Source organism: Sutterella seckii, from assembly GCF_009183815.1.
In the GTDB taxonomy this organism is placed as follows: domain Bacteria; phylum Pseudomonadota; class Gammaproteobacteria; order Burkholderiales; family Burkholderiaceae_F; genus Sutterella; species Sutterella seckii.
This window is the reverse complement of sequence record NZ_WEHX01000009.1, coordinates 16,023-38,784: the sequence shown is the minus strand read 5'-3', so window position 1 is coordinate 38,784 and position 22,762 is coordinate 16,023. Positions and strand designations below refer to the sequence as shown.

Genomic DNA, 22,762 nt, shown 5'->3' with positions numbered 1-22,762 from the left:
ACCCTCTACTCACGCCTGACATTTCAGATCTTGTCCTTATTCCTGCTCACGGATTACGCTTTTTCTCAGGAAATCAATGCGATTTTCAGCAGTAATTAGACCTGATGCACTGTCGATCCCATCGACGCGTCAATCAAAACACCTTAAAGGAGGGTGGCATCGGAAGACTCGGGGCTTCCAATGCCTCATCGGAGAATAAACATGGCCGGCATTATTTTTGGCTGCATCATGCTCATCCTGGTCGGATGGGCAATCCTGAAGGGGAAATACGCCCCCTTCATTCTCTTTGCGAGCGGCGTCGCGATGCTGCTCTTCTCGGTGATCTTCGACACCGGCACCTTCATGCCGAAGAAGGCGCTCCCCACGGGCAGCGACTATCTCAACATCATCGAGTTCATCCGCTACATGTTCTCGAACAACCTCGCCAATCTTGGTCTTCTCATCATGACCATGGTGGGGTTTGCGTCCTACATGACGCACATCGGCGCAAACGACGCCTTCGTCAACATCGCGATCAAGCCGCTCTCCATCATCAAGAGCCCCTACGCGCTCGTCTTTATTGCCTTCCTTCTCGGCAAGGCCGTCTCGATGGTGATCACGTCTGCGGTCGGCCTCGGCGTTCTCTGCCTTGCGCTCATGGGACCCGCGCTTGCCGCGCTCGGCATGAACAAGAAGGCGATTGCCGCGGTCTTCGTGACCTCGGGCGCCGCCTCCATGGTGCTCCTCGGCGGGTCGACCGCCGCCTCCGCCAAGGCCTGCGAACTCTCGATTCTCGACTACGTCTTCATCTACAAGATCCCGGCCGCGCTTCCGACCGTTCTCGTGATGGGCATCGCGCACGTCTTCTGGCAGCGCTATCTCGACCGCAAGGAAGGCTGGATTCCCTCTGAACACGTCGGCGAAAAGCTCGTCTTCGAAGGCGAGGACGTGAAGCGCCCGTCAACGACGGCGCCGAAGCTCTACGCGATTCTTCCCTTCCTTCCGATGGTCTTCGTCGTGGTCTTCTCGCAGTACTGCATTGATTCCATCAAGCTCAACATCACGACGATCATGTTCTTCTGCGTTGCCATCGCCATGGTCTGCGAAGCGATCCGCTGGAAGGGCGACATCGATAAGCTTGGCGCGGGCCTCAAGGCCTTCCTCCAGGCCATGGGCAAATCCTGCTCGGGCGTCGTGGCGCTCGTTATTGCCGCCGGCGTCTTTGCCTCGGGCTTCAAGGCGCTCGGCATGATCGACGCCATCGTCAACTTCGCTTCGAGCGTGGGTGCGGGCGGCCTCGGCATGTCGATTCTCTTCGTCGTCATTACGACCCTCGTCACGATCATCGCAGGCTCGAACGGCGCCTCCTTCTACCCGCTCGTTGAAATGGTTCCGCACATCGCGAAGTCGATGGGCGTGAATCCGGTGATGCTCGTTCTTCCGATGCATCAGGCCTCCACCATTGCGCGCCCGCTCTCTCCGGTTGCCGGCGTCGTGGTTGCGATCGCCGCCATGTGCAAGATGAGCCCGCTCGAACTCGTGAAGCGCGCTTCCGTGCCTTCCATCCTCGGCCTCATCGCGCACCACATCTTCGTCTTCTGGCTCTCGCTCTGACTTGATCTCTGAAGGCTTCTGAACCCAAATGACAACCGCATTCATTGAAAAACTGAACGCCCCTGAGTGGCAGATGGACGACGCCTACGGCGACATCGGCTCAGAGCGTTATGAAGAAAGCTTCCGAAAAGCCGAATCCCTGATCAGCGAACTCGAGGCGGCCCCCAGGGGACGCGACGCGATTCTTTCGAATCTCGGGCGCTACGACGAAGCTACGACAATCCTTTCGTCGCTTTCTTCCTTCGTGAAGTGCCTCGGCGCCAAGAATTCAGACGACGAGCACGTTGCTCCGGAAAACACCCGCATTTCGGGCCTCTCCATGCGCCTTTCGCTTGCGGGCGACCCGCTCTTCGCCGAGATCGATGCGCTCGATGAAAAGGATCCCCTATGGGAGGAGAAGCCCTTGTCCGACTGGCGATTCGTCGTTCGCGAACGTGCCGCGTGCTGGAAGCGAAAGCTCTCCGTTTCCGACCGCGAGTGGCTCGGCGACCTCGAGGTGAAGTGCTTCTACCCGCTCTCGAGCGTCTTCAAGACGCTCCAGAAAGGGGTCGACTTTGAAGCCGAAAATGCGCTCGGCGAAAAGGAGCGCATCCGCGCGGCAAAGCTCGTCTCCGTCATCAAGGGCGCTCCCGACCGGGTGCTTCGCCGGAACGTCAATATCGGCATGCAGAAGTGCTATGAGGCGCGCGCAGACCTCTACGCCGCGCTTCTCAACAATCTCCACGGCTTCCGGCTCGCCGCCTTCAACCGCGCGGGCGTTGAGGCGCTCGACGTTTCGCTCGCGCAGAACCGCATGAGCCGCGGCGCGCTCACGGCGATGAAGAAGGCGATTCTTTCCAACATCGACCTGATTCGTCAGGCCGTAACGCTCCGCGCGCCCTATTTCGGCGGCGGCAAGCTTGAAGTCTTCGACCTGATGGCTCCTGCTCCTCAGAAAGAAGCCGTCCCGCAGGTGATTCCTTATCCGGAAGGCATCGCTGCGGTGAAGGCTGCGCTTGCCGCCGTTGATCCCTCCATGAGCGGCTTCATCGACCTGATGCTCGAAAATCACTGGATCGATGCGAAGCCCTCCGACAAGAAGATCGGCGGCGCCTTCTATTCGCGCTTCAACGAATTCAGAAAGCCCCGCGTCTTCACGTCCTACATGGGAACGATCACGACCGTGCTCCAGCAGGGGCACGAGCTCGGTCACGCCTTCCATTACTGGCTGATGCGGGACCTCCCCGTCGTCCAGACGGAATTCCCGATGACGCTCACGGAAACGGCGAGCACCTTCAACGAAGCCGTCATCCGCCGCTACCTGCTCGATCGCGCTGACGAAAAGGAAGCCTTCGGCATGCTCTGGCAGGAACTGAGAAGCGCCGCAAACTTCCTCATGAACACCATGGTGCGCATGGACTTCGAGCTCGCATTCATTGAAGAGCGAAAGAAGGGCGTCGTGAGCGCGAAGCGCTCGGTCGACCTCATGCGCAAAGCCTGGCACGAGTGGTACGGAGACTCGACAGTCGGCGCAGACGACTACCTCTGGGCCTACAAGCTCCACTACTACAAGACCGACCAGCTCATCTACAACTATCCCTACACGGTGGGCTACCTCCTTTCGCAGGGACTTCTCACTGAACTCGACCGCCGCGACAGGGACTTCATGCCCTTCTACCGCGCCATGCTCCGCGACACCGGCCGCATGACGGTCGACGAGATCGTTGAGCGCCATTTCGGCTCGAATGCTTCCGAGCCGGCCTTCTGGGAAGGCTGCATGAAGGGAGCGCTCGGCTCCATCCGTCGTTTTGCCTCAATCAACCCCAACAACTGACCTTTGAAATGCTCTGTGAGGCGCTCCGCCAGAAGCGCCTCCCGAGCCCTCCATTGACCCATAAGGAGAAAACCTCATGAAACAGACCAGCATTGCGCTCGCACTCGGTGCGCTTCTCGCTGCCGCCGGCGCCGCTCAGGCCGCCGACATTCAGATGTACGGCCGCGTCGACTCGGGCCTCAGATACACGCACACCAAGGACACGGGCGATGACAAGCTCGAAATGCGCAACAACCGCTCGACCCCGCGCGTCGGCTTCAACATTGTTGAGGATCTCGGAAACGGCGTGAAGGTGAAGGCCTACCTCGAAAACGGCTTCTATCTTGATACCGGCTCGCTCTATACAGCCAACACGCTCTTCGACCGCCGCTCGATCCTCGCGGTCCAGGGCGCCTGGGGCGAAATCGGCATGGGCCGCATGGGCAACGTTCAGTCGACGGTCTCTCCCTACGCCATGGGCCTCATCAAGTACGATCCGTTCGGCACCTCCTACGGTCAGGCGTCCATCGGCACCGCCTTTGCCAACACAAGCCGCACCAACAACGCCATTGCATGGATTTCGCCAAAACTCAACGGCTGGAAGGTAGGCGTCACCTATTCGCTCGGCGACAAGTCGGATGAAAAGAAGAATGAAACGACGCCCTATGAAGATTATTTCGACCGCAACCATACCTTCTCGGCGGCCACGGACTATACGGGCGACAACCTCTACCTCTCCGTCTCCTATGCCAATGTCTCCTACGGCAGCATTGAATCGGCGGATCGCGACTCGGACGCCAATCTGTTTGCCGTCGGCGGCTGGTACCGCTTTATTCCGGAAGCCAGAATCTTTGCGGGTGCGCAGTATCAATCCCACTGGGCGAAAGCCGCCAACGTAGAGCTGAAAGATATTACAAAAGCGGCGACAGCCGAAGAGAAAGCCGACGGCTTTGACGGCTACTCGCTCCTTCTCGGCGCCGACTATGTGGTCGGCCAGCACAAGGTAATCGGTGGCGTGCAGTACTTTGACGGCGAACTCTCCAACAAGAGCGACATCGACCACAAGTTCACGGTTCTTGCCGCCGCTTATGAATACAAGCTCGCCAAGACAACCTGGCTCTATTTTGCCGCCACGCAGTCCTTCCAGAGCGGAGAAGCAAAGACCTATAAAAACAAGGAAGCCACCGAGATCATGGCCGGCCTCAATCTGAACTGGTAAATCCGGGCATCCCGGCCGATCAGGAAAAACTTGCGCATCGCGCAGGCATTTGTTCTCCAGATGCCCGCGCATTTACGGGCCTTGCGCGGGCTCTTCCAAAAGCCGGGACGGAATCCGGAATCTTTGAATCTGCCCATCGGGCGCGCTTCGTGCATGAAGGCGCCGCCCGGTCTCCCACGGCATTTCGGCGCTCTTTCTCAAAGGGCGCCGTTTTTTCACTGCTTCTTCGGTCGTCAGCCGATTTCGCGCAGCTGCTCGCTCGTCATTCCGAAGCGCCGTTCGCGCCCGACATACCAGTTGAGCGCGTCGTCGAGCGCCGCCGCATCGAAATCGGGCCACAGCGTATCAGTGAAGTAGAGCTCGGCATAGGCTGCCTGCCAGAGGAGGAAATTCGAAATGCGTCTTTCCCCGCCGGTACGGATCAAAAGATCCACCTCTCCGTCGTCATGCGCGGAAAGCCGCTTTTCAATGCCTTCGAGCGTGAGATCGCCCGCAGCAGCAGCGGCCTGCGCGGCCTGAAGCGCATCCCAGCGGCCGCCGTAATTGGCTGCAATATTGAGATGCATGCGGCTCCCCGGCGCAGTGGTTTTCTCAGCGTGCTCGATTGCGCGCTGAAGGTCTTCCGAGAAAGCATGCCGGTCCCCGATGATGCGGATGCTGACGCCCGCCTTCAAGAGCGGCTCCTCCCAGCGGGCAAGCGCTGTCGCGAAGATTTTCATGAGGGCCGAAACTTCAGCCGCGGGACGTCGCCAGTTTTCGCTTGAAAAGGCAAAGACGGTAAGCGCCCGGATGCCGAGGCGCACCGACGCCTCCACCACGCGCTCAAGCGCAAGCACCCCCTGGCGATGACCTTCCGCACGCGGCAGAAACCGCGATCTCGCCCAGCGGCCGTTGCCGTCCATGATGATCGCAATGTGTCCGGGCAGGTGAGGAAGGTCGGCCATGATGGGTACACTGAAAAGATTGAAGCGGCAGAAAGTCTAGCAAAGCCGCCGAGCCCCGCTTGTGACGGATTGCAAGCGGATCCATGCATTTGCTGATCCCGCGAAAATGCTTTTTCAAACCTTATGCCGATCCTGCCCCTACTAAACTAAGCGACTTAGATTTTCAAACTTTTCCCTCGGCATTCTCCAGCATGTCCATTCCTCAAATCCAGTCTGAAGCCATTGCTTACGCGCTCAGCACCTACACGCTTCCTTCAGCTTCAGACGTCAAGTCATATGCTTCAAATCGAAAGCTACCTGTAAAGGAGTTCACCGACGCCATCAGCGAGTTCGTCGGGAAGGGATGGATCAGACAGCCCAAGGAGGGCTATTGGGGCTCGTACGAGATACTCTTTGTGACGCCTAGCGGGATCAACATGATGACGCGGCTCGTGTCGCGCAAAACATTCGACGCCGTATTCAATAAGCTGGAAAAGGTTCGCCTCGACAGGGATGTCAGAATGCACGTCACCGTCATGAAGGCCGCGGTCAACTTCATCCAGACCGGACGCCTCCCGGCGCCCCTCAGCGAAACGTTCAGTGAGGATCAGATCAAGACATGGGCTTCCATGGAAGCCGCCTTCATGGTTCAGCTCCTCGACTATGACCACTGGAAGCCCTTCGTCGAAGCGCTTCCTGCGAGGATCATCGCCCACGCGGCACTCCGCGTTGCCCAGGATACCGCGGATGCCCGCGGCTTCGACGTTACCAGCGACAAATTCAGAGACTATCTGACGCTGCATCTCTCCAAGGAAGCTGCCGCTGAATACCGCGACTGGCGCCATTACTACGCTGATTTCCTCTGCAACGGAAAGCCGCACGAGCTGCTTAAGAAAATGAACTGCGAGTCCCCGTGGTACATGATCGTGAGCGCGGCAGCCTCCATCATGGACAACGAAGAGCCCTCCAATGCCGTCTCCTGCATGAGAATCGCTCTCTCGCGCCTCCACCAGATCCACTTTGAAACCTGGTTTGAAGCCTGGCTCTATGCCATTGCGCTCTACCGCGATCGCGCAAACCCCGCATCCGTTCGGAAGCTCGAGCGAATGATGGAAGTCAGAAGAGTCGCCGAAAATGTTTATCTCAAGCCGGCGATTCTGATTGCCCTCCTCGGCTGCGGCAGAGATGCCAGGAAGGCTGCCGTGAGCTTCCGGGAAGCCTTCATGGAAGCCCTTCCCGGTGAGGCTATTGAACAGCTCAACCCTCAAATTGCCGTTCCCTTTGCTATCACGGCGCTTAATTTCGGACTCCTTGAAAAAATCGACTTTGTGGGCGAAAAGGCCAGGAAATGGATGAGCTTTCTGCCGATGCTCGATTTCGAATTCCAGCGTCTCACCGGCAAGAACGAGGAAGCCGAAAGCATTGCCCGCAAGTACGGAATCAAGCAGTTCCTTCCCCATTACGTCATCCGTCCGGAATGGGATCTGGTGCTCGATCGTCTGATCGCGCTCCCTGGTATCTCCGGCGGCAACGGTCAGGACTACACCGAAGGTCAGCTCCCGACGGAACGCATTGCATACGCCGTCGACACCGAAAAGCCCGGCTGGGAGATCACCATCCGCTCGCAGAAATTCAAGGCGACGACCCGAACCTGGCTCAAGGGCACGGTCATGAAGCCTTCCACCTTCGTCGAGCGCGCGCCGAAGCTCTCCGATGAAGCGCAGCGCGTCGCCAATGCAGTTCACCTGGAAAGCATGTATTGGACCCGAGGCATGCACGTCCTCAACGTCCCTGAAGCGCTGATGGAGCTTGTCGGCTCTCAGAATGTCATCGACGCGAACACGCTTGAACCGATCGACGTGGAGAAGAGACCGCTTGAAATTTCGGTTCTGCGCAATAACGACACCTATTGCTTCACCAACAATCTCAGTCCTGAATTTGATCCTGAAGAGGACAAGATCAGCCTCACGAGAGCGAGCAGCAGCCTGATCATCGTTACCCGGCCGACAGACAATGAACGCGATCTTCTCAAGGCCGTGCGCGGCATCAACTTCCCGCTAGCGGCACGGGAAAAGCTCACGCACTACCTCGAAAAGCTTTCGGCCCGAACCCCTGTTATGTCGGATCTCCTCAAGGACTCCAAGCACCTTGAGAAGCAGTCGGGCGACGCAAGAATCACCTTCCGCCTCGAACCCTTCGGAGCGGGCACGCACCATGTCACCGCGCTCGTGCATCCGGTCGCGGAGAACCCGCTTGCCTGCTCGCCGGGCGAAGGACTTGCCTTCATTGCCACCCGGATCGGCACCAAAACGGTTCAGGTCGCTCGCGACCTGAAGAAGGAGCGTAAAAACTTTGATGAGCTCCTTTCCGCGCTCTCGCGGCTCGAAGAACAGCGAGACGGCGAATTCTCCTGGGAGCTTCCGGTCGCAGAAACGCTCGAGATGCTCGAGGTTCTCCGCACCCATCCGGATACGGCGCTCCTTGAGTGGCCCGAGGGCGTCAAATTCCGCGTCTCCCGCCCGCAGATTTTCCCCTCGAGCCTGAAGCTCTCGCTCCGAAGCATCGGAAGCTGGTTCGAGCTTGAAGGCAAGGTTCAGATCGACGAGAAGACGGTGCTCACCGTCAATGAGCTCCTTGAGCGCCTCAGGGAATCCGAGGGCCGCTTCATACGCCTGGGCGACGACGAATACGTCGCCCTCACGGAAAGCCTCAAAAAAGAGCTCGAGCATATCGAGAGTCTCGTTACGTCGCAAAAGAAGGGCGAACTCCGGATTTCCGCCTTCAATGCCGACTCGATTGAGAGGCTCGAGGATGAAGGCATTGAAATCGACTCCGACGAAGCCTTCCGGTCGCTCTGCAGACGCATCCGCGAGTCAAAGCACCTGACGCCCGTCATCCCTGCGGGTCTTCGCACCGAGCTTCGCCCCTATCAGCAGGAAGGGTTCGAATGGCTCTCGCGCCTCATCAGCTGGGGCGCGGGCGCGCTTCTCGCTGACGACATGGGCCTCGGCAAAACCATTCAGGCGATTGCGCTCCTGCTCTCCCGCGCGAAGGAAGGTCCGCAACTCGTCGTGATGCCTGCCGCCGTCCTCTTCAACTGGAGCGATGAGCTCCAGCGCTTTGCGCCGGGCCTCAGAATCAAAATGCTTCAGCAGGCCGAAGACCGCAAAAAGCTCGTCGACGAGGCGGAAGCGGGCGACGTCGTCCTCACGACCTACGGCATTCTTTCCGCTGAGATTGAAGCCTTGAGCGGCCGCGAATGGACGACGGTGGTTCTTGATGAAGCTCACAACATCAAGAACCGGGACACCAGGATGTCGAAGGCCGCGATGCAGCTCAAATCCGCTGCCCGCGTTCTTCTTACCGGCACGCCCCTCCAGAACAACCTCGGCGAAATCTGGAATCTCTTCGAGTTCGCGAACCCCGGGCTTCTCGGAAGCAGCCAGAGCTTTGCGGAGCGCTTCATCATTCCGATCGAACGCAACAAGGACCGCAACTGCCAGAAGCTCCTGAAGCGCCTGATTTCGCCCTTCATCCTGCGCCGCACGAAGGCCGAGGTGCTCGACGAACTCCCCGAAAAGACCGAGGTCACGCTCCGGGTAGAGCTCTCCGAAGCCGAGCGCACGCTCTACGAGAGCCTGCGCGAAACGGCGTCCCAGCGCCTCGAGACCGGCGAAATCAATCCGATTGAAGCGCTCGCCGAACTCATGAAGCTCCGTCAGGCGGCGTGCGCCGCTGAGCTCGTGAATCCGAAGCTCAAGCTCGAGTCCTCGAAGATCAATGCCTTCCTGAAGCTCGCCGACACCCTCATTGAAGGCGGCCACCGGGCGCTCGTCTTCAGCCAGTTCACGTCCTATCTTGCGATCCTCAGGAAGGAGCTCGACAAGAAGAACATCAAGTACCTCTATCTCGACGGTGCAACGCCTGCGGGCCAGCGCCAGAAGCTTGTCGACGCCTTCCAGAAGGGCGAGATGCCGCTTTTTCTCATCAGCCTCAAGGCGGGCGGCACGGGCCTCAACCTCACGGCCGCCGACTATGTCGCCATTCTCGACCCCTGGTGGAATCCGGCGATCGAAAGCCAGGCCTCGGACCGCGCCTACCGCATCGGGCAGGAAAATCCGGTGACGATCTACCGACTGATCGCCGAGAACACGATCGAGGAGAAGATAATACGGCTCCACGAAACGAAGAAGTCTTTGGCGGACGCGCTTCTCGAAGGTTCCGACATGTCGAACCGCCTCTCGAGAGACGAAATCCTCAGGCTCCTCGCGGAGGATTGAGGCGGAGAGACTCAAGCTTCCGCCAGGTGCACCCGGGATGCGGCAGGTCTTTCTGCAGCATCCTGGCGGACGAAAGGGAATGCGCGTCATGCAGACGACGCTCCCCAGCAAAAAGCCCGCACTGCCGGAAAAAGCAGACTGCGGGCTTTCTTTTGAAAGGGAATTCAGAGGGTCATCAGACCGTCATGATTTCCTTTTCCTTCTCCGTGATCACCTTGTCGATTTCGGCGACATAGCGGTCCGTGAGCTTCTGGATGTCCGTCTCGAGGCGGCGCTGATCGTCTTCGGAGATTTCCTTGTCCTTCTCAAGGCGTTCGATCTGGCCGTTGGCATCGCGGCGGAGGTTGCGCACGGCAACCTTGGCGTCTTCGCCGAAGCCCTTCACGATCTTCGAGAGTTCGCGGCGGCGCTCTTCGGTGAGCGGGGGCAGCGGAATGCGGATGACGTCGCCCGAAGTGGCCGGATTGAGGCCGAGGTCGGAGTCGCGAATCGCCTTCTCAACGACCTTCACCATGTTCTTTTCCCAAGGCTGGACGGTAAGCGTGTGCGCGTCGCCCACGCCCACCTGAGCAACCTGATTGATCGGGGTCGGGCAGCCGTAATAGTCGACCTTGATCTTGTCGAGCAGGCCCGTACTGGCACGACCCGTGCGGATGCGCGTGAAGTCTTCGCGAAGCTTCTCGACGGTGACGCCCATCTTGTGCTCGGTCTGCTGGATAACTTCCTGAGCGGTCATAAAAAATCTCCTTGGAGCATTTCCGCTTAAGGCGCCGAACCTTGGTGAAGGCTCAAGGCGCGTCCGATGCGGAATTGAATCACTGAATTCGGTACGAACATGGGCCGGAAAGCGAACCCTCCGGCCCATGCGCAATTTGTTATTTTATCAAAGGTCGGCCTTAGCTATGAACGAGCGTGCCTTCCTTTTCGCCGAGGACGACGCGGCGCAGCGCCCCCTTCTTGTTGATGTTGAAGACCTTGATCGGGAGTCCCTGCTCGCGGCAGAGCGCGAAGGCGGTGGCGTCCATCACCTTGAGGTTGGTGCGAAGCGCATGGTCGAAGGTGATTTCGTCATACATCGTGGCGGTCGGATCCTTCTTCGGGTCGGCCGTGTAGATGCCGTCGACCTTCGTCGCCTTGAGAACGATGTCGGCGCCCACTTCCGCGCCGCGAAGGGCAGCGGTGGTGTCGGTCGTCATGAAGGGGTTGCCGGTGCCGGCCGCAAAGATCACGACGCGGCCGAGGCGCAGGTGGCGCAGAGCCTTTCCGCGGATGTAGGGTTCGGCGACCTGTTCAATGTGAAGCGCCGACTGCACGCGCGCTTCGATGCCGTTGTTGCGGCAGCAGTCCTGAAGCGCCATGGCGTTCATCACCGTGGCAAGCATGCCCATGTAGTCGCCCGTGGCGCGGTCCATGCCGGTGGCGCCGAGCGCAACGCCGCGGAAGATGTTGCCGCCGCCCACGACGATGCCGATCTGCACGCCCAGATCAAGGACGGAGCGGATTTCTTCAATCATGTGCTGAAGCACCTGACGGTTGATGCCGAAAGCATCATCGCCCATGAGGGCTTCGCCCGAAAGCTTCAGAAGAATGCGTTTGTAAACGGGCTTACCCTGCGCTGCGTTGTCCATCGATCAACTCCTCAATGCATGACTGTTGGGAAGATTGCCGGCATCAGGCTTCAGGGACCGTGCCCGTCTGCCAAGTTCTGGCTCGGGGCGAAATTATACGCGGCTGAGGAATATTGCTTAGAACTTTTTGCTTTTCCGGACGCCCGGGGAGAACGCGCAAAAAGAAAGGACGCCCCTTCGTGCAAGGAAGGCAGCGTCCCTTTCGATTGGAGGAGAGTTTCCCGGAGGAAAGCTTCAGGAGAAGCGCTTCATTTTCCGAAAATGCCCGTGCATGCACTGCCGAAATCAGAAAGCTTCTCAGAGCCCTTCAGAGAAAGTCTCCTTCAGCCTCAAAGAAGCAATTACGCCTGCTTGGCGGCAGCAGCCTGGGCGGCCACTTCAGCAGCAAAGTCGTTGCTCTTCTTTTCGAGGCCTTCGCCCACAACGTAGAGAACGTAGGTGGCGACTTCAGCCTTGGCGGCCTTGAGAAGATCATTGATCGTCTTCTTGTCGTCCTTGACGAACGGCTGGTTGACGAGCGTGACTTCCTTCAGGAACTTCTTCACGGAGCCTTCGGCGATGCGCTCGAGCATCTGCTCGGGCTTGCCGGCTTCGCGGGCCTTCTCGATGGCGATGCGGCGCTCGGACTCGATGAGGGCATGATCGATGCCCGTCTCGTCGATGGCCTTCGGCTTCGAGGCGGCGATGTGCATGGCGATGTCGTGAGCGAGCTCGTGGTCGCCGCCGACCAAGTCGACGATGACGCCGATGCGGCTGCCGTGGACGTAGTGCGAAAGTTCGCCCTTCGCCTCGATGCGCTGGAAGCGGCGGAAGGTCATGTTTTCGCCGATCTTGCCGACGAGACCCGTGCGGACGCCGTCAACGGTGGTGCCGTCGAGCGGGAGAGCGAGGAGCTCTTCGACCGTGGCGGGGTTCTTCTCAGCGACGAGCTTGACGCTGTCGTGAGCCATCTTGAGGAATTCCGGGTTCTTCGCGACGAAGTCGGTTTCGGAGTTGACTTCGAGGATCGCGCCGAGCTTGCGGTCATGCGAGACGTAGACGACGACGACGCCTTCGGCGGCGATGCGGGCAGCAGCCTTGCTCGCCTTGTTGCCGAGCTTGACGCGCAGGATCTCCTCAGCCTTGGCCATATCGCCTTCGGCTTCGGTGAGCGCCTTCTTGCACTCCATCATCGGGGCGTCGGTCTTGAGACGCAGCTCCTTAACCTGGGCGGCGGAAATAGCAGCCATGTTCACTAACTCCAATCAGAGGAACAAAAAATCGGTATGGATTCTAAAGAAAATGGGGCCCGAAAAGAGCCCCATTTCCATAAAGCCGGTCAGATGCCGACGGGATACGCGCCTCTCTCAGAAAAGAGGCCCTCCCGTCGCATCCGGCGGGGCTTGGCCATCAAAAGCCGTCAATTAGGCAGCGGGGGTCGCTTCCGGGGCTTCCTCAGCGGCAGCCACTTCGATGAACTCTTCCTCAGCCGGGGCATCCTCGGCGGAGACGGCGCTGTCGGCGCGGCCGGCGATCACAGCGTCGGCGATGCCGGCGGCGTAGATCTGAACAGCCTTCGAGGAGTCATCGTTGCCCGGAATGACATAGTCGATGCCTTCGGGCGAGCAGTTCGTATCCACAACGCCGATGACGGGGATGCCGAGCTTGTTGGCTTCCTGAACGGCGATCTTGTGGTAGCCCACGTCGACGATGAAGAGGGCGTCGGGGAGACCCGTGAGGTCCTTGATGCCGCCGATCGACTTGTTGAGCTTCTCAACGGAGCGCTGGAAGTCGAGGGCTTCCTTCTTCGTCAGCTTGGCGGCGGTGCCGTCCTCGAGCTGCTCTTCCATTTCCTTGAGGCGCTTGATGGTGCCGCGAACCGTCTTGAAGTTCGTGAGCGTGCCGCCGAGCCAGCGCTGGTCGACCCAGCTGCAGCCGGCGCGCTGAGCTTCCTGAGCGATGATTTCGCGACCGCCGCGCTTCGTGTCGACGAAGAGAATGCGGCCGCCCTGGCTCGCGAGCTGACGGGCGAACTTGCAGGCTTCATCAAACATCACAACCGTCTTTTCGAGGTTGATGATGTGAATCTTGTTGCGGGAGCCGAAAATGTACTGAGCCATCTTCGGGTTCCAGAAACGGGTCTGATGACCGAAGTGGCAACCCGCTTCGAGCATTTCACGCATGCTGACCATTTGATTTCTCCAAGGTTTTGTCAGTCTGACACGGCCTGCAGGAACCAATTCTTCTTCTCGGAATCAAAGGCACCTCGGGCGCAGACCGCGCGCAATGTACATACCCGGGCCGACCATGGACACCGGGCGGAATAGCTCCGGCCTCAGGAGAAAAAATCCCGAGGCCGGAACAAGGCGCGCATTTTACGTGCGCGCGAATTTGATTTCAACCGGAAAACGGATCTTTTTTGGATTCCGCTTCCGTTCGAGGCGCTTTTTTTACTTCAGGGGCTTCGCGGAACGGACGTCGAGCTTCGTGCGGTTCCAGTCGCGGTCGATTTCGGCGCGGATTTCCATCGGGGCGTCCTTCTTCACCATCGACCAGTCGCGGTCGTGATCAAGTTCGGCGGTGATGGCGGTGCCGGCCTCATCCTCGAATTCGTACTTGTCGCCCCTCAGGTGCTGCGTGAACTTGCCGCGAAGCACGACAACCTGATCGTCGGCGCCGTTTTCAAGCACCCACTGAACGGTTGTGACCTTGTTGTTGCCGAAACCCTGCGGGGCGCGGGCTTCAGCGGAAGCCGGAGCGTCAAAGCCCGTGGGGCCGGCAGCCTGAACGGCGGGAGCGGCGGCGAAAGCGAGCGCGGCAATCGAAGCAAGCGCGGCAAGGCGAAGATTGGTGCGGCGGGTCATGATTTTCTCTCCCGGCTCCCTTTCATCGGGGGAGCCTTCTTATTTGAAACTGCCGGATTTCATCGGAAGAAAATGCTTTTCTTTCTGAGAGTTCCGGTCGGGAAGCGCTGCGGCGTCCCTTGATGTTTACAACTTTATGCGGCGCAGATTAGCGAATCGTTAGTCCTTCGTTAGCAAATCCTTAGAAACATATCGTTGCAGCAGACCTTTTCCGGACGCGTTTACCGCGGACTTCCGGTCCTCGCGCCGCGCCACCTCATTAGAATGTGGGGCACCTTTCAAGCGCAGGGCTTCCCCTCCGCGCTTGCGTTCCGGAGAAGCTTCCGGAGCGAGGGCCCCATTGCCTTTGCTCCTCTTCAGTATTCTCCCGACCAGATTTCATTTCCTCAGACTTTAATTACCAGCAGACATCATGGCGATTTCCATCAAAACGCCCGAGGACATTGCGGGACTCCGCATTGCCGGCCGTCTTGCGGCCGAGCTCCTCGACTATCTCACGCCGTTCGTGAAGCCCGGCGTCTCCACCGGCGAACTTGACCGCCTCGCATACGACTACACGGTGAACGTGCAGAAGTGCATTCCGGCGTGTCTCGGCTACACTCCTCCCGGAATGACGCCCTATCCGGCGACGACCTGCATTTCGATCAATCACGTCGTCTGCCACGGCATCCCGAGCGACAAGAAGATCCTCAAGTCGGGCGACATCGTCAACATCGACGTGACGAGCATCAAGAACGGCTATCACGGCGACACCTCGAGAATGTTCATCGTCGGCAAGCCCACCATTGCCGGGAAGCGCCTGGTCGACCTTGCCTTCAATACGATGTGGGCGGGCATCGACGCCGTGCGCCCGGGCGGTTGCTTCAACGACATCGGCGTTGCCTGCCAGCGCTATGCCGATCAGAACGGCATCTCCGTCGTGCGCGACTACGGCGGCCACGGGATCGGCAAGGGCTTCCATGAAGAGCCTCACGTCAATCACTTCCCCGTCCATCATCAGACGCCCGTCTTCGAGCCCGGCATGGTCTTCACGGTCGAACCCATGGTGAATGCCGGACGCTACGGCGTCACCATGCTTGGCGACGGCTGGACGGTGGTCACCAAGGACCATTCGCTTTCCGCGCAGTGGGAGCACATGGTGCTTGTGACAGAAACCGGCTACGACGTCCTCACGGTGAGCAAGGGCACTCAGGCGCCTCCCGCCTTCGTGAAGGGCTGGAAGCTTCCTGAGAACCTCTGAGAGCACTCCCTCACCCTATAGTCTTTGAAAAGGCGGTCCGTCCGCCGGCAGCTTGCGCCGGTTCATGCGGACCGCCTTTTCATTTCCCTTTTTCTTTCTGCGGAGTCCCGGTCATCATGGAGATCAGCCCGGAAAAGCTGAGCGCCGTCGTCGAGCGCTTTAAGGAAGACCGCACGCGCATTGCCGACGCCTGGCACGAAACGCACGACACGGAAGCGTGCCTCAATGCGCACAGCGCCGCCCTCGACCGCGCCGTTCTCGCGCTCGGAAGCCTCGCGGAATTCCCCTCCGACGGGCTCGCGCTCGCCGCCGTGGGCGGCTACGGCCGGAGAGAACTTTTTCCCCACTCCGACATCGATCTCCTTGTTCTCCTTTCAGACGACCGGGGCGAGGACGAAGAGACGAAGGCAAAGATTTCCGCCTTCCTCGCCGCGCTCTGGGAGCTCGGCCTCACCGTGGGCGCGACCGTGAGAACGGAAAAGGAATTCACGGCGGAAGCGGCCGAGGACGTCTCAATTGCGACCACCTATCTGGAAAGCCGCTTCCTCTGGGGCGAAAGGACGCTCTACGACGCATCCCGCGACGACTTCTTCGCGAGCCTCGACGCCCGGGCGTTCTTCCGCGACAAGATGCTCGAACTCCGCCGCAGGCATCAGAAGTACGAAGACACCCCCTATGCGCTCGAACCCAACCTCAAGGAGTCGCCCGGGGGTCTGAGAGACCTTCAGGTCTTTCTCTGGTGCGCCCGTGCGGCGGGCTTGGCCGACAGCCTTCAGGGCATGAAGGACGCGGATCTCATCACCGAGCGCGAGATGCATACGATCGAGGAGTGCTTCCGCTTTCTCGCGAAGCTCAGGATCGAGCTCCATCTCCTCACGAACCGCGACGAGAACCGGCTTCTCTTCGACGTTCAGGAAGCGCTTGCCGCCCGGCTCGGCTACAAGGCGACGGGCCTCATGCGGGCGTCCGAAGCCCTCATGAAGCGCTACTACTGGAATGCGAAGTCGGTCGTGCAGATGTCGATCATCCAGCTCCAGACGATCTCGGACCGTCTCGTCGGCGGCTCTGCCCTCGCCACGCCCGTGCGCCTCAGCGCCGACTTTCTCGCGCTCGGCGACGAAATGGACATTGCCGGGGACGACGTCTACGAAAGGGACCCGAAGGCGATTCTCAGAACCTTCCTCGTCTTTGCGCTTCACCCCGAACTTACCCGTTTTTCGACGAGGCTCCTGCGCGCTCTCTGGCACGCAACCCCGAAGATCGGCGTTGCCTACCGCGAGGATCCGGAAAACCAGAAGACCTTCCTCGACATCATCAAGCTTGAAAAAGGCGCCGACGATGCGCTCGCCATGATGAATGCCTGGGGAATTCTCTCCCGCATGCTCCCGGCCTTCCGGCATGTAGTCGGCCAGATGCAGCACGACCTCTACCACATCTTCACGGTCGACCAGCACACGATCCTCGTCGTCAAGAACCTCTGCCGCTTCCGGCGCTCCGAGCACGCCCACGAGTACCCGCTCTGCACGCAGCTCATGACGGCGCTTCCCGACTCGTGGAGGCTCCTCATTGCCGGGCTCTTTCACGATATCGGGAAGGGCCTCGGAGGCGGCCACGAGATCATCGGGGCGGAGAAGGCGGAGCTCTTCTGCCGCCGCTTCGGGCTCTCGGAAGAAGACACCGACTTCATCACCTTCCTCGTGCGCGAACACCTCGTCATGAGCCGCGTCGCGCAGAAGGAAGACATCTCCGACCCGGAGGTGGTCGAGCGCTTCATCCGCCTCGTCGGGACGAAGGAGCGGCTCGACGCCCTCTACCTTCTCACCGTCGCCGACATCCGCGCGACCTCGCCCAAGGTGTGGACGCCCTGGAAGGCGGCGCTTCTCGAGAACCTCTACCATGCCGCGCTCGACCGGATCGTCGGCACCGGGGGCGAAGCCACGCTCGCCGACGTCGCAGAAAGGCGGCGCAGGGAAGCGATCGAACTTCTTCACGGGCGCGTTTCCGACGAGGCCCGCAATCGCCTCTGGCGGGAGCTGGACCTCGTCTACTTCATGCGCCATACGAGCGAGGAGATCGCCTGGCACACCGAGATGCTCGCGCTCCACGTCATGGACCCGACTCCCATCGTGCGCGTGAAGCGGAATGCCACGACGGAAAGCCTCACGATTCTCCTCTACCTGCCCGACCGGAAGGACCTCTTTCTCAGGTCCGTTGCCTGGTTCGGGAAGAATTCGCTCTCGGTCGTCGACGCCCGCGTGCACACCACGCGCCACGGCTGGGCGCTCGATACGTTCCTTGTTGCCGACGCCTTCGGGCGGTTCGATACCCCTGAGAAGCTCGCGCAGATGGAAAAGAGCCTCGCCGCCGCATTGATCGACGAGAAGCCGCTCCCGCCCGCGCCGAAGGCACGGCTCTCGCGCCGCTCGAGGCACTTCCCCACGCGCCCGAGCGTCAACATTCATCCGGACGAATCGCACCGCGCCTTCATTCTGAATCTCGTCGGAACGGACAGAATCGGGCTTCTTTATGCGATCTCGCAGGTGCTTGCCAAATACAGCGTCAATCTGCAGACCGCAAAGATTGCGACCCTCGGCGAACGCGCCGAGGACGTCTTCCTCATCGACGGGGCGGCCCTTCATGAGGACAGCCTCCTTCTCGCCTTTGAGGCGGAGCTCATTGAAGCGCTCCTCCCGCAGAAGGGCTGAGTGAAGCGCCTTCAGCGCCCGCCCACAAGAAAGGCCGGAACTCCCGCAGCGGAACTCCGGCCTTTTCTCTTTTTCGGAGGAGAAGCGTCCGATAAGACGCTCCTCCTGAAAAGTCAATTGAGTTTTAGAAAACGATCTTCGAAATGCACCAGCCGATGATCGTGCCGCTCACCACGAAGACGAGTCCCGGGCGCAGGTACGAATGGTTGATGACGAAGGAGCCGAGCTTCGTCGTGCCCGTGCGGTCGAAGGCCGTGCAGCCGATCTGAGCGCCGCCCGGGATCAGGAAGTCGCCGAAGCAGCAGGCCCAGGTGCCGATGAGGAATTCCGGCGGAAGCCCGAACTTGAGGCCGAGCGGCATCATGATCGTGGTCGAGACCGTGGGCGAGAAGATGACGCTCGAGGCGCAGAAGGCGGCGACGCAGAAGACGAAGGGCGCGTCCTTCGCGAGGCTCGAGAAGACGTCGGCGAGAAGCTTCGTGTGAAGGTCGAAGAACGTCCCCGTGCACCACGCAATGCCGAAGACGCCGACGACGCCGATGAGGCCCGAACGGAAGACGGAGCCGGACGCGAATTTTTCAGGCGGCACGCGGCAGAGAAGGATGATGAAGAAGGCCGTGGCGAGCATCACCATCTGAATGAGCGACGGGATCGGAAGCTGCGAGACCTTGCCGGCAGCTTCCCAGGCCGGACGAAGTCCGGGGATGGAGCCCATGCAGATCGAGACGAGAATGCCGATCAGGAAGATCGCCACAGCGCGGCGGGCGAAAGGCTTCTCCTCATACTTCTGCGTGGCGTTGACACCAGCGAGCCACTGGTAGTCGCCGTTCGCGAGCCGGCGCTTGAATTCCGGATCGTCCTCAAGTTCGCACCCGCGCCAGAAGACGGAGAGCGCCGTCACGAGGACCGTGAAAATGAAGGTCGGAACCGTGCAGGCGAGAATCTGCCAGAAGGCAATGCCCTGCATCGCCATGATGCCCACCATTGCAGCCATGGCGGCCGACATGGGAGAGGCCATCACGCCGATGCCGGCGCAGATGACGGATGCGGAAACCGCGCGTTCGGGACGGACCTTTGCCGATGCGGCCACTTCAGCCACCACCGGGTAGACCGCGAAGGCGACATAGGCCGTGCCGACCAGCATCACGAAGAAGGAGCAGACGAGGGGCCCCACGAAGGTAATAGCGCGCGGCCACTTGCGAAGGAGCTTTTCCGCCCAGCGAACGAGCAGGTCGAGGCCGCCCGAGCCCTGGAGCACGGACGTGCAGGCGATCACCGCCGTAATGATGAGGAGGACTGAGACCGGAGGCGAACCCGGCTGAATGCCCATGCCGAGAACGAGAATGCAGACGCCGAGACCGCCCGCGGCGCCAAGGCCCACGCCGCCCAGTCTGCCGCCGATGGCGACGCAGACGAGCACGACCGCAAGCTGCAGCCAGAAAGAAAGATCCATTTCCATGGTGGTAAAAGGGAATTTCTGAATGAGAGAAGCGCTGTCCGAAACATTCCTTTCGAACAGCGCACGGGAAACGGTCAGATTGTAGAGGCGAAACCTTCCTTTTGAAATGGCCTCAATCACCCGATGAGGCAGTAGATTCCATAGCCGGCGGCAACGCCGGTCAGAATGTGGACGAACCCAGGAATCAGATAGGAGTGGTTGAGCACCCAGCTGCCGAGATGCGTCGTGCCGGTGCGGTCGAACGAACAGCATCCGATCTGCGCGCCGCCGGGGATCAGGAAGTCGCCGCAGCTTGCCGGATAGAGGGCTACGAGAAGAAGGGGCGGGATGCCGATCGCGGCGCCGAGGGGCATCAGGGCAACGACCGTAGCGGACGGACTCAGAATGACCGCGGAGAAGAGGAAGAGCACGACGCCGAAGAGGAGCGGAGTCGACTCGGCCATCACCTTAAAGAGTTCGACAAAGCCGTCGTGGTAGGCATCAAAGAAGGTGCCAGTGAGCCAGGAAACGCCGAAGACGCCGACCACGCCGATGAGGCCCGCACGGAAGACCGAACCGTCGGCAAACTTGTGCGAGGGAATCCGGCAGGCAACGATGATGAAGAGGCCGCAGGCGAGCATCACCATCTGAATGAGCTGCGGAATCGGAAGCGTGCTCGTCTTGCCGGCCACCGTCCAGACGGGGAGGAGCTCCTTGAAGAAGCCGAGGATGAGAACGGTGGCGACGCCGAGGCCGAAGATGCCGACCGAAAGGCGGACCTTCTTCATCTTGGAGGCGTCTTCCTTCTCAGACTTCTTTTCCGTCATGACGAGGTCCTGGAAGTCGCCGCTTTCAACGCGGCGGCGGAATTCCGGGTCGTTCTCAAGCTCGGTGCCCTTCCAGTAGACCGCGAGGCACGTGCAGAACGTGGCGAAGAGGAATGCCGGGACCGAAATCATGAGGATTTCAATCAGCGAGACGTTGTAGGGCGAAAGGGCCGCAACGAGCGCAGCGGTGGCCGCACTCATGGGGGAAGCTACGACCGCGATGCCCGCAGAAATGACGGAAGCTGCGATCGGGCGTTCGGGGCGGACTCTTGCCTGCGTCGCCACTTCCGCGACGACCGGATAGACCGCAAAGGCAACGTAGGCCGTGCCCACGAAGATAACGAAGAGCGAGCAGACGAAGGGCGCGACGAACGTAATCGCCTTCGGCCACTTTCTGAGCATCCTTTCGGCGATTTTCACCATCCAGTCGAGGCCGCCCGCGCCCTGCAGAATCGAAGTGCAGGCGATCACGGCCACGATGATGAGGATGGTCGAAACCGGGGGCGAACTCGGCTTGAGACCGAAAAGCAGAACGAGAATGCAGACGCCGAGGCCGCCCGCAGCGCCGAGGCCGACGCCGCCGTATCTGCCGCCGAGACCAATGCAGAAGGCAACGGTGAGAAGCTGCAGCCAGAAATTGAGATCCATTTCCATGGGAATTCTCCTCTGGAGATAGAGAAAATCGGGGATCAATCGACCTCTCCCGCGGGCTTCATGCGAGGCCTGCGGGATGGGTCTTCAGAGAGAAAAGCTGATGAGAAAGGCGCCTGGGGCTTCAGCGCTTCAGTTCCTCGTCCTCGCGGGCGAGAACAGCTTCGGCGCGGCCGAGCTGCTCGGCGACGCGCTCGGGCGCCGTGCCGCCGAAGGAGCGACGTGCGCGCACGCACGTTTCAAGATTGATTTCCTCGCGGATGTCTTCCTCGATCTTGTCGGAAAAGCTCCTGTACTCCTCCATCGTGAAGTCGTCGAGGCGCTTGCCGTGCTTGATGCCGTAATTGACCATGGCGCCCACGATGTGGTGCGCTTCGCGGAAGGGAATGCCCTTCTTCGCGAGATAGTCGGCGAGGTCGGTGGCGTTGGCGTAGCCGAGGTCGGCCGAAGCGCGCATCTTCGGGGAGTTGACGCGCATCTTGGCGATCATCGGCGTCATGATGGCAAGGCTGTCGAGGAGCGTGTCGATCGAGTCGAAGACCTGTTCCTTGTCTTCCGAAAGGTCGGTGTTGTAGGCGAGCGGAATGCCCTTCATGATGGTGAGCATCGCCATCAGGTTGCCGTACATGCGGCCCGTCTTGCCGCGGATCTTTTCGGCAATGTCCGGGTTCTTCTTCTGCGGCATGATCGAGGAGCCGGTGCAGAAATCGTCGGAGAGCTCCACGAACTTGAATTCCTGCGTCGAGAAGGTGACGAGCTCTTCGGCAAGGCGCGAGAGATGCATATAGCACATCGCCGCTGCCGCGTTGAATTCGACCATATGGTCGCGGTCGGAAACGCTGTCGATCGAATTCTCGGTCGGACCTTCGAACCCGAGCCTTTCAGCCGTGTATTCGCGGTCGATGGGGAAGTCCGTGCCGGCGAGCGCCGCGGCGCCCAGGGGGCAGCGTCCCATGCGGCGGTAGAGGTCGCCGAAGCGCGTGAAGTCGCGCTCCATCATCCAGAAGAAGGCCATCATCCAGTGCGAGAAGAGGATCGGCTGGCCGGTCTGCATGTGCGTGTAGCCCGGCATGATCACCGTCATGTTGGCCCGCGCAATCGCGATGAATTCCGCCTGAAGCGCCCGGATTCCCTTCTGAACCTCGCGGATCGCATGACGCAGATACATCTTCGTGGAGGTCGTCGTCTGATCGTTGCGGCTTCTGCCGGTATGGAGACGCCCGCCCGCGGGACCCACGATTTCGGTCATGCGCTTTTCGATCGCCATATGGATGTCCTCGTCCTTCACGGAGAAGACGAATTTGCCCGCGCGGATTTCCGCGGCGACCTGGTCGAGGCCGGCGCAGATCGCTTCAGCATCCTCCTTGCTGATGATGCCCTGGCGGGCGAGCATCGTTGCATGCGCCTGCGAATCCTGAATGTCGAACGGGCAGACGCGCTGCTCGAACGGAATCGTGGCGTTGAATTTCTCAACGAGCTCATTGGCGGGAAGGTCGAAACGGCCGCTGCGGCTCTTGCTTTCCTGGTTGCTCATTTGAATCTCCTTTCAAAGCAACAAAATAATCTTGATGAACGCTATTATCTTTCATATTGTCGACAATATAAAAGATAATGGCGCCAGCT

General features: G+C 60.1%; 15 protein-coding genes. 6 read left to right on the top strand and 9 right to left on the bottom strand.

Features of this window, described 5'->3' with window-relative positions:
* Window positions 1-201: 201 nt before the first annotated feature.
* The 3 genes from dcuC (at window position 202) to GBM95_RS03055 (ending at window position 4,604) form a co-directional block, all read left to right on the top strand.
* Window positions 202-1,593: a C4-dicarboxylate transporter DcuC gene (dcuC, locus tag GBM95_RS03065; RefSeq protein WP_152157738.1), complete on the top strand. Its 1,392-nt coding sequence runs from the start codon at window positions 202-204 to the stop codon at window positions 1,591-1,593.
* A gap of 28 nt (window positions 1,594-1,621) precedes the next feature.
* On the top strand, window positions 1,622-3,406 hold the full coding sequence (locus GBM95_RS03060; RefSeq protein WP_152157737.1) for a M3 family metallopeptidase: 1,785 nt from the start codon (window positions 1,622-1,624) through the stop codon (window positions 3,404-3,406).
* A 76-nt stretch (window positions 3,407-3,482) separates the two neighbouring features.
* Entirely contained in the window at window positions 3,483-4,604 is a 1,122-nt protein-coding gene (locus GBM95_RS03055) for a porin (RefSeq protein WP_152157736.1), read from the top strand.
* 233 nt (window positions 4,605-4,837) lie between these two features.
* Here GBM95_RS03055 and uppS read toward each other — a convergent pair whose 3' ends face one another.
* Window positions 4,838-5,548: a polyprenyl diphosphate synthase gene (gene uppS / locus GBM95_RS03050; protein ID WP_152157735.1), complete on the bottom strand. Its 711-nt coding sequence runs from the start codon at window positions 5,546-5,548 to the stop codon at window positions 4,838-4,840.
* Between the two features lie 191 nt (window positions 5,549-5,739).
* On the opposite strand from uppS, the gene GBM95_RS03045 reads away from it, so the two are divergent.
* On the top strand, window positions 5,740-9,807 hold the full coding sequence (locus GBM95_RS03045; protein ID WP_193222553.1) for a DEAD/DEAH box helicase: 4,068 nt from the start codon (window positions 5,740-5,742) through the stop codon (window positions 9,805-9,807).
* A gap of 175 nt (window positions 9,808-9,982) precedes the next feature.
* On the opposite strand, the gene frr is transcribed toward GBM95_RS03045, so the two are convergent.
* The 5 genes from frr to GBM95_RS03020 form a co-directional block, all read right to left on the bottom strand.
* Window positions 9,983-10,543, bottom strand: coding sequence for a ribosome recycling factor (frr, locus tag GBM95_RS03040; protein ID WP_152157733.1), 561 nt, complete (start codon window positions 10,541-10,543; stop codon window positions 9,983-9,985).
* 160 nt (window positions 10,544-10,703) lie between these two features.
* Window positions 10,704-11,435, bottom strand: coding sequence for a UMP kinase (gene pyrH, locus GBM95_RS03035; protein ID WP_139688851.1), 732 nt, complete (start codon window positions 11,433-11,435; stop codon window positions 10,704-10,706).
* Window positions 11,436-11,776: 341 nt separating this feature from the next.
* Entirely contained in the window at window positions 11,777-12,664 is an 888-nt protein-coding gene (gene tsf, locus GBM95_RS03030) for a translation elongation factor Ts (RefSeq protein WP_152157732.1), read from the bottom strand.
* 174 nt (window positions 12,665-12,838) lie between these two features.
* Entirely contained in the window at window positions 12,839-13,606 is a 768-nt protein-coding gene (gene rpsB, locus GBM95_RS03025) for a 30S ribosomal protein S2 (RefSeq protein ID WP_152157731.1), read from the bottom strand.
* Window positions 13,607-13,864: 258 nt separating this feature from the next.
* Window positions 13,865-14,278: a YgiW/YdeI family stress tolerance OB fold protein gene (locus GBM95_RS03020; protein WP_152157730.1), complete on the bottom strand. Its 414-nt coding sequence runs from the start codon at window positions 14,276-14,278 to the stop codon at window positions 13,865-13,867.
* A gap of 412 nt (window positions 14,279-14,690) precedes the next feature.
* On the opposite strand from GBM95_RS03020, the gene map reads away from it, so the two are divergent.
* Together map and GBM95_RS03010 are read left to right on the top strand one after the other, a co-directional pair.
* Window positions 14,691-15,518 carry a type I methionyl aminopeptidase gene (gene map, locus GBM95_RS03015; RefSeq protein WP_152157729.1) on the top strand — a complete coding sequence of 276 codons (828 nt, stop codon included), beginning with the start codon at window positions 14,691-14,693 and terminating at the stop codon, window positions 15,516-15,518.
* Window positions 15,519-15,634: 116 nt separating this feature from the next.
* The gene (locus GBM95_RS03010) at window positions 15,635-18,223 is read left to right on the top strand and encodes a [protein-PII] uridylyltransferase (RefSeq protein ID WP_152157728.1); all 2,589 of its coding nucleotides are present in this window, start codon (window positions 15,635-15,637) and stop codon (window positions 18,221-18,223) included.
* Between the two features lie 124 nt (window positions 18,224-18,347).
* Here the strand turns inward: GBM95_RS03010 and GBM95_RS03005 are convergent, their stop codons facing one another.
* From GBM95_RS03005 to argH, 3 genes are all read right to left on the bottom strand, one after another.
* The gene (locus tag GBM95_RS03005) at window positions 18,348-19,676 is read right to left on the bottom strand and encodes an anaerobic C4-dicarboxylate transporter family protein (RefSeq protein WP_226963132.1); all 1,329 of its coding nucleotides are present in this window, start codon (window positions 19,674-19,676) and stop codon (window positions 18,348-18,350) included.
* A gap of 122 nt (window positions 19,677-19,798) precedes the next feature.
* Complete coding sequence (locus tag GBM95_RS03000) at window positions 19,799-21,142, bottom strand: anaerobic C4-dicarboxylate transporter family protein (protein ID WP_152157726.1); 1,344 nt, start codon at window positions 21,140-21,142, stop codon at window positions 19,799-19,801.
* Between the two features lie 121 nt (window positions 21,143-21,263).
* Window positions 21,264-22,673 carry an argininosuccinate lyase gene (argH, locus tag GBM95_RS02995; RefSeq protein ID WP_152157725.1) on the bottom strand — a complete coding sequence of 470 codons (1,410 nt, stop codon included), beginning with the start codon at window positions 22,671-22,673 and terminating at the stop codon, window positions 21,264-21,266.
* Between the last annotated feature and the right edge of the window lie 89 nt (window positions 22,674-22,762).